This window comes from Corallococcus sp. AS-1-6 (assembly GCF_020037015.1).
GTDB lineage: Bacteria > Myxococcota > Myxococcia > Myxococcales > Myxococcaceae > Corallococcus.
On the sequence record NZ_JAIQDE010000066.1, the window covers coordinates 1 to 6,661 of the forward strand.

The 6,661-nt window shown below is 71.9% G+C and carries 1 protein-coding gene; it reads right to left on the reverse strand.

Annotated elements, in window-relative coordinates; genetic code table 11:
• Positions 1 to 6,568 (reverse strand): non-ribosomal peptide synthetase (locus tag K8612_RS38535; RefSeq protein ID WP_223765901.1); only part of this gene is annotated, 6,568 nt, incomplete at its 3' end.
• Between the last annotated feature and the right edge of the window lie 93 nt (positions 6,569 to 6,661).

The following is a 6,661-nucleotide window of genomic DNA, read 5'->3' on the forward strand; positions in this document are numbered from 1 at the left end:
GCCCGTCGATGAGCTGCACCACGCGGTCCATCACCGCGTCGAAGTACAGCGGCGCGTTGACGCTGACGCGCTGCCCCCTGGGCTGGCCCGCGTAGAACGCGCGGAGGAAGGCCCGGTGCATGTTGAGGATGGTGCGGTGCTGCACCATCACGCCCTTTGGACTGCCGGTGGAGCCGGACGTGTACAGCACGTACGCCAGGTGCTCCGGGCCCGTCAGGGAGGGCAGGGGCTCATGCGAGAGGGCGCCCAGGCCGGTCTGCTCCACGTCCAGCCACACTTCGTGGACGCCGTAGGGGCTCCAATCCCCGCAGGCGGCTTCGGTCATGACGAGCACGGCCGCGCCGCTGTCCTTCAGCACGAAGTCCCTGCGCGCCGCCGGGGCGCCAGGGTCCAACGGGACGAAGGCGCCACCGGCCTTCAGCACCGCGAGGAGCGCCACGAGGGCCTCCACCGAGCGCTCCAGGCACAGCGCCACCTTCACCTCCGGCCCCACGCCCAGCGACCGCAGCCGCCACGCGAGCTGGTTCGCCCGCGTGTCGAGCTGCCGGTACGTCAGCGCCGTCTCCTCGAACACCACGGCCAGCGCATCTGGCGCGCGCGCCACCTGCCGCTCGATGAGGCCGTGCAGCGTGGCGTCCCGCTCGAAGTCCACCAGCTCGCCGCTGCCCATGCGCACCAGCCGCACCAGCTCCTCCGGCGAGACGAGCGACACGTCCGCCAACGGCAGGTCCGGCGCGTCGCACACGGCCTCCAGCAGCCGCCGCACCTGGGCGAACAGCCGCTCGATGGTGGCCGTGTCGAACAGATCCGCCGCGTAGCCCAGATGGCCCTCGTAGCCTTCCGAGGAGCGGCTCAGGTTCAGGGCCAGCTCGAACTGCGAGGGGGCTTCGCCCTCCAGGTTGGTGGGCGCTACGGCGAGGCCGGGCACCGCCAGCTCCGGCAGAGGGGCGTTCTGGAGCGCGAACATCGCCTGGAACAGCGGCGTGCGGCCCAGGTCACGCTCGGGCTGGAGCGCCTCCACCAGGTGCTCGAAGGGGATGTCCTGGTGCTCGTACGCGCCCAGCGTGGTGGCGCGCATCTGCGTGAGCAGCTCGCGGAACGTCGTCCGCGCGCTGAAGCGCCCGCGCAGCACCAGCATGTTGACGAAGAAGCCGATGAGGCCCTCCGTCTCCGCCTGCCGGCGGTTCGCGATGGGCGAGCCCACCAGCACGTCGTCCTGTCCGGAGACGCGTGAGAGCACGGCCTGGAACGCCGCCAGGAGCGCCATGAAGGGCGTGGCGCCTTCGGCTTGCGCCAGCGCATCCACGCGCTCGCTCAGGGTGCGAGGCAGCGTCACCCGGATCAGACCACCGCGCCGCGAAGCACCGGCCGTCCTCGGCCGGTCCGTGGGCAGGTCCAGCACGAGGGGCGCTCCGGACAACTGCTGCTTCCACCACGCCACCTGCGCCTGGAGCACTCCGCCCTGGAGCCAGCCGCGCTGCCAGATGGCGTAGTCCGCGTATTGCACCGGCAGCGGGGGCAGCGTCACGGGCTGGCCCGTTCGCAGCGCCGCATAGAGGGCCGTGAGCTCCCGCACGAGGACGCCCAGCGACCAGCCGTCGGACACGATGTGATGCAGGTGCAGCACCAGCACGTGCTCGCTGGCCTCCAGTTTCATGAGCAGCGCGCGAATCACGGGCCCGCGCGTCAGGTCGAACGGGCGCAGCGTCTCCGCGTGGCCCAGGCGCTGGGCTTCGGCCTGCCTCGCGGCGCGGCTGCCCAGGCCCGTCAGGTCCACCGTCTCCAGGGGGACGTGGCCCTCCGGATGGATGTCCTGCACGGGGCGGCCGTTCTCCATGCGGAACGTGGTCCGCAGGGCTTCATGCCGCGCCATCAGCGCGTCCAGGCTCGCGCGCAGCGCTTCCACGTCCAGCTCGCCGGTGAGGCTCAGCGCCAGCGGCATGTTGTAGAGCGGGCTGCCCGGCTCCAACTGGTCGATGAACCACAGCCGCTGCTGCGCGAAGGACAGTGGCGGCGCGGACGTGCGCTCCACCCGGACCAGCGGCGGCGCCTGCGTGCGGCGGGCCTCCGCCAGCTTCTCCGCCAGCGAGGCCACCGTGGGCGACCGGAACAGCTCGCCCAGCGGCACCTCCAACCCCAGCGTTGAGCGAATGCGCGACACCACCTGGGTGGCCAGCAGCGAGTGCCCGCCCAGCTCGAAGAAGTCGCCGTGGATGTCCACCGTGTGCAGGTGCAGCACCTCCGCCCAGATGTCCGCGAGCGCCTTCTCCAGCGGATTGCGGTGCGAGGTGATGCTCGGAGCCTCGGAGGTCCGGGCCTTCGGCGCGGGCAGGGCCTTGCGGTCCACCTTCCCGTTGGCGCTCAGCGGCAGCTTGGGCAGCACCACGATGGCCGCCGGCACCATGTAGTCCGGAAGCTGCCTCTGCACGGCCGCTCGCAGCGCCGCCGTGTCCACGCCTTCACCGCTCACGACGTAGGCGACGAGGCGCTTGTCGCCGGGCACGTCCTCGCGCACCACGACCACCGCCTCCTGGACTTCGGGCGACTGGCGCAGCACGGCTTCGATTTCGCCCGGCTCCACGCGGAAGCCTCGCAGCTTCACCTGGAAGTCCGCGCGGCCCAGGAACTCCAGCGTCCCATCGCGCAGCCAGCGCACGCGGTCGCCCGTGTCGTAGAGGCGCGCTCCCGGCTCAGTGGCGAAGGGGTGGGGGATGAAGCGCTCGGCCGTGAGGTCCGGGCGCTGGAGGTAGCCCCAGGCCAGACCGTCTCCGCCCACGTACAGCGCTCCCGGCACACCCGGCGGCACGGGCTGGAGCGCCGCGTCCAGCACCCACACCGTGGAGTTCGACACCGGCCGGCCGATGGGCACCGAGCGGCCCACGGTGTCCCCAGCGCGCAACGTGTGCGTCGCGGAGAAAGTCGTGTTCTCCGTGGGGCCGTAGCCGTTGACCAGCACGGCGCCCGGCGGCATCCGCTTCAGGTGTTCGCGCACGCGCTCCACGGGCAGCACGTCGCCGCCCGCCAGCACCTGCTTCACCCGGGCCAGCGCTTCGCCCTGGTGCAGCACCATCTGCTCGAAGAGCGCCGCGGTGAGCCACAGCGTGGTGACGCCCTCGCGCCGCAGCAGCGAGCCCGTGTCCCCGAGCGACAACGCGCCCGCGGGGGCCACCACCAACGTGGCGCCGTTGAGCAGCGCGCCCCAGACCTCCAGCGTGGACGCGTCGAACGCGATGGGCGCCAGGTGGAGGAAGACCTCCTCGGGCCCGAAGTGGATGAAGTCCGCGCCGCGCACCAGACGCGTGATGCCCCGGTGCGGGACGCTGACGCCCTTGGGCCGGCCGGTGCTGCCCGACGTGAACATCACGTAGGCCAGCGCCTCCGAGGACACCGCCACGTCCAGCGCCGCTTCGGACTGCTTCGCGATGGCCGCGGCGTCCGCGTCCAGCAGGACCTGGAGGTCCGTCACGGCCGGCAGCTCGTCGGCCACCGCTTCCTCCGTCACGAGCAGGCTGACGCCCGCCTCGCGCAGCACCCACGCGATGCGCTCCGCCGGGGCCTGTGGGTCCACCGGCACGTACGCCGCGCCGGCCTTCAGGATGCCGAGCAGGGCGGTAATGCTCTCGAAGGAACGCTCCACGCACACGCCCACCCGGTGGCCGGGCCGCACGCCCTGGCGCCGCAGGTGGTGCGCGAGCTGGTTCGACGCCCGGTCCAGCGCCGCGTAGGACATCCGCCGCTCCCCGGCCTTCAGCGCCGTGGCGTCCGGTGTCCGAGCGGCCTGCTCGGTGAAGAGCGAGGCCACGGACGCGTCACGCGGGAAGTCGCGGGAGGTGCCGCTCCAGTCGGAGAGCAGCCGTTGACGCTCCGCCCCGGTGAGCCACGGCAGCTCCGGCAGCCGCGCATCCGGCGAGCGGAGCGCGGACTCCAGCAGCACGCGCAGGTGCTCCACCATGCCGGCCACCGTGGCCGGTTCGAAGAGGTCCTGGTTGAAGCCCAGCACGCCTTCGAAGCCGTCCGGCCCCCGGGACAGCACGCATTGCAGGTCGAAGAGGGTGGACTCCTTCAGGTCCTCGCGGGGCTTGATCGTCAGTCCTGGCAGCGCCAGCTCCGGCATGGGCGCGTTCTGGAGCGTGAACGTCACCTGGAAGAGCGGCGTGCGGCCCAGGTCGCGCTGCGGCTGGATCACCTCCACCAGCTTCTCGAACGGCAGGTCCTGGTGCTCGTACGCGCCCAGCGTGGTGGCGCGCACCTGCTCCAGCAGCTCGCGGAAGCGCTGCGTCCTGTGCACCCGGGTGCGCAGCACGACCGTGTTCGCGAAGTAGCCGATCAGCGACTCCGACTCGGCGTGGCGACGGCCCGCGATGGGCGACCCCACGAGCACGTCCTCCTGTCCGGAGTACCGGTGCAGCAGCAGTTGGAAGCCCGCGAGCAGCACCATGAAGGGCGTGGCGGACGTCCGCCGCGCGTACGCCTCCACCGCTTCGCTCAGCTCGCGCGACAGCACGAGCGCCTGGGCTCCAGCCCGATAGCCCCCCTGCGCGACAGGACGCGGATGGTCCGTGGGCAGCTCCAGGTAGGGCGCGGCGCCTTCCAACTGCTCGCGCCAGTACGCCACCTGCGACTCCAGCACCTCGCCCTGGAACCAGGCGCGCTGCCAGAGCGCGTGGTCCGCGAACTGCACGGTCAGCTCCGGCAACGGCGACGGCTGCTCGGCCGCGAACGCCGCGTAGAGCGCGCCCATCTCCCGCACCAGCACGCCCGTGGACCAGCCATCCGTGACGATGTGGTGCGTGTCGAGCAGCAGCACGTGCTTCGTGGGCCCCAGCTTCATCAGGAGCCCCCGGAACAGCGGGCCCTGCTCCAGGTCGAACGGGGTGGAGGACTCCTCCCGCGCCAGCCGCGAGACCTCCGCCTCCCGAGCCTCATGCGTCGGGAGCGAGGACAGGTCCGCGTGCCGCAGGGACATGGGGAACGGCGGGTGGATGACCTGCGACGGCGTGCCTTCCCGCGACTGGAACGTGGTGCGCAGCGCTTCGTGGCGGCGCACCAGCTCGTCGAACGCGGCCAGCAGGACGATGACGTCCAGCGAGCCGTCCAGGTCCAGCAGGTGCGAGATGCTGTAGGCGGTGCCCGCGGTGCCCAACTGCTCGACGAACCACATGCGCTGCTGCGCGAAGGACAGCGGCAGCACGTCCGGCCGCTCCGCGCGGCGCAGCGAGGGCAACGCGGACGAGGACGCCTCCTGACTCCGGGGTTGCAGGAGCAAGTCGATGCGTCGCGCCAGCTCCGCCACGGTGGGCCCCTGCAGCAGGGCCCGCAGGGGCAGCTCCACTCCGAAGTGCTTGCGCACGCGCGACACCAACTGCGTGGCCAGCAGCGAGTGGCCGCCCAGCTCGAAGAAGCCGTCGTGGCGGCCCACGGCGGGCACGCGCAGCACTTCGAGCCACAGCGGGATCAGCGCCGCCTCGGTGGGCGTCGAGGGCGGCTCGATGACGCGCTCGGAGGCCGGGGCGGCGTCCGGCGAGGGCAGGGCGTCACGGTCCACCTTGCCGTTGGCGGTCTGGGGCAGGGCGTCCAGCGCCACGAACGCGGCGGGCACCATGTACTCCGGCAGGGTCCGCAGGAGGTGCTGACGCAGGGGCGCCGTTTCCATCTGGGGCGAGACCCAGGCGATGAGCCGGTCTTCGCGCACCAGGACCACCGCGTCCCGGACGTCCGGGTGCGAGCGCAGCGAGGCTTCAATCTCGCCGGGTTCGATCCGGTAGCCGCGCAGCTTCACCTGGAAGTCCAACCGGCCCTGGTATTCGAGCGTGCCGTCCTCGCGCCAACGGGCCTTGTCACCCGTGCGGTAGAGCCGCGCGCCGGGCTCCGCGCTGAACGGATCCGGAACGAAGCGCTCGGCCGTCAGGTCCGGGCGGCCCAGGTAGCCGCGCGTGACGCCTTCACCCCCGAGGCACAGCTCTCCCGGCGTCCCGAAGGGCACCCACCGCTGCCGGGCGTCCAGCACGTACGCCTGGAGGTTGGCCAACGGGCGGCCGATGACGGGAGTCTCTTGCGCGGCGTCCTGGATGCGCCAGTCCATCGCGTCCACCGTGCATTCCGTGGGGCCGTATTCGTTGAACGCCCGCGTCCGGTGGGAGGCCCGCAGTTGGCGCCAGGAGCTCTCGTCCACGGCCTCGCCACCCACGGAGATGACACCCGGGACATGCGAGCGCTCCAGCAGGCCCGCGGCCAGCATGAGCCGCAACTGTGACGGCGTGCAGTCCAGCACGTCGATGCGCTGGTCCTCCAGCCACGCCACCATCGCCTCCGCGTCCTGCCGCACCTCCTGAGGGACGACGTGCAGGCAGTGGCCGCTCAGCAACTGGACCACCTGGGCGATGGACGCGTCGAAGTGCAGCGGCGCGTTGACCGTGACGCGCTGTCCCGGTGCCAGCCCCGCGTGGAGGCTGCGGGTCAGCGCCTGATGCAAGTTGAGGACCGACCGGTGCTGCACCATCACGCCCTTGGGCGTGCCGGTGGAGCCGGACGTGTAGATGACGTAGGCGAGGTTCGCCGGGCCCGCCACCGGCGGCGGGTTGGCCGAAAACCTGTCCGACTGGAGGTCTGCGCGGAATAGCGAGGCCAGTTGGCCGGCTGCCAAGCGACAAGGGGGACAGGA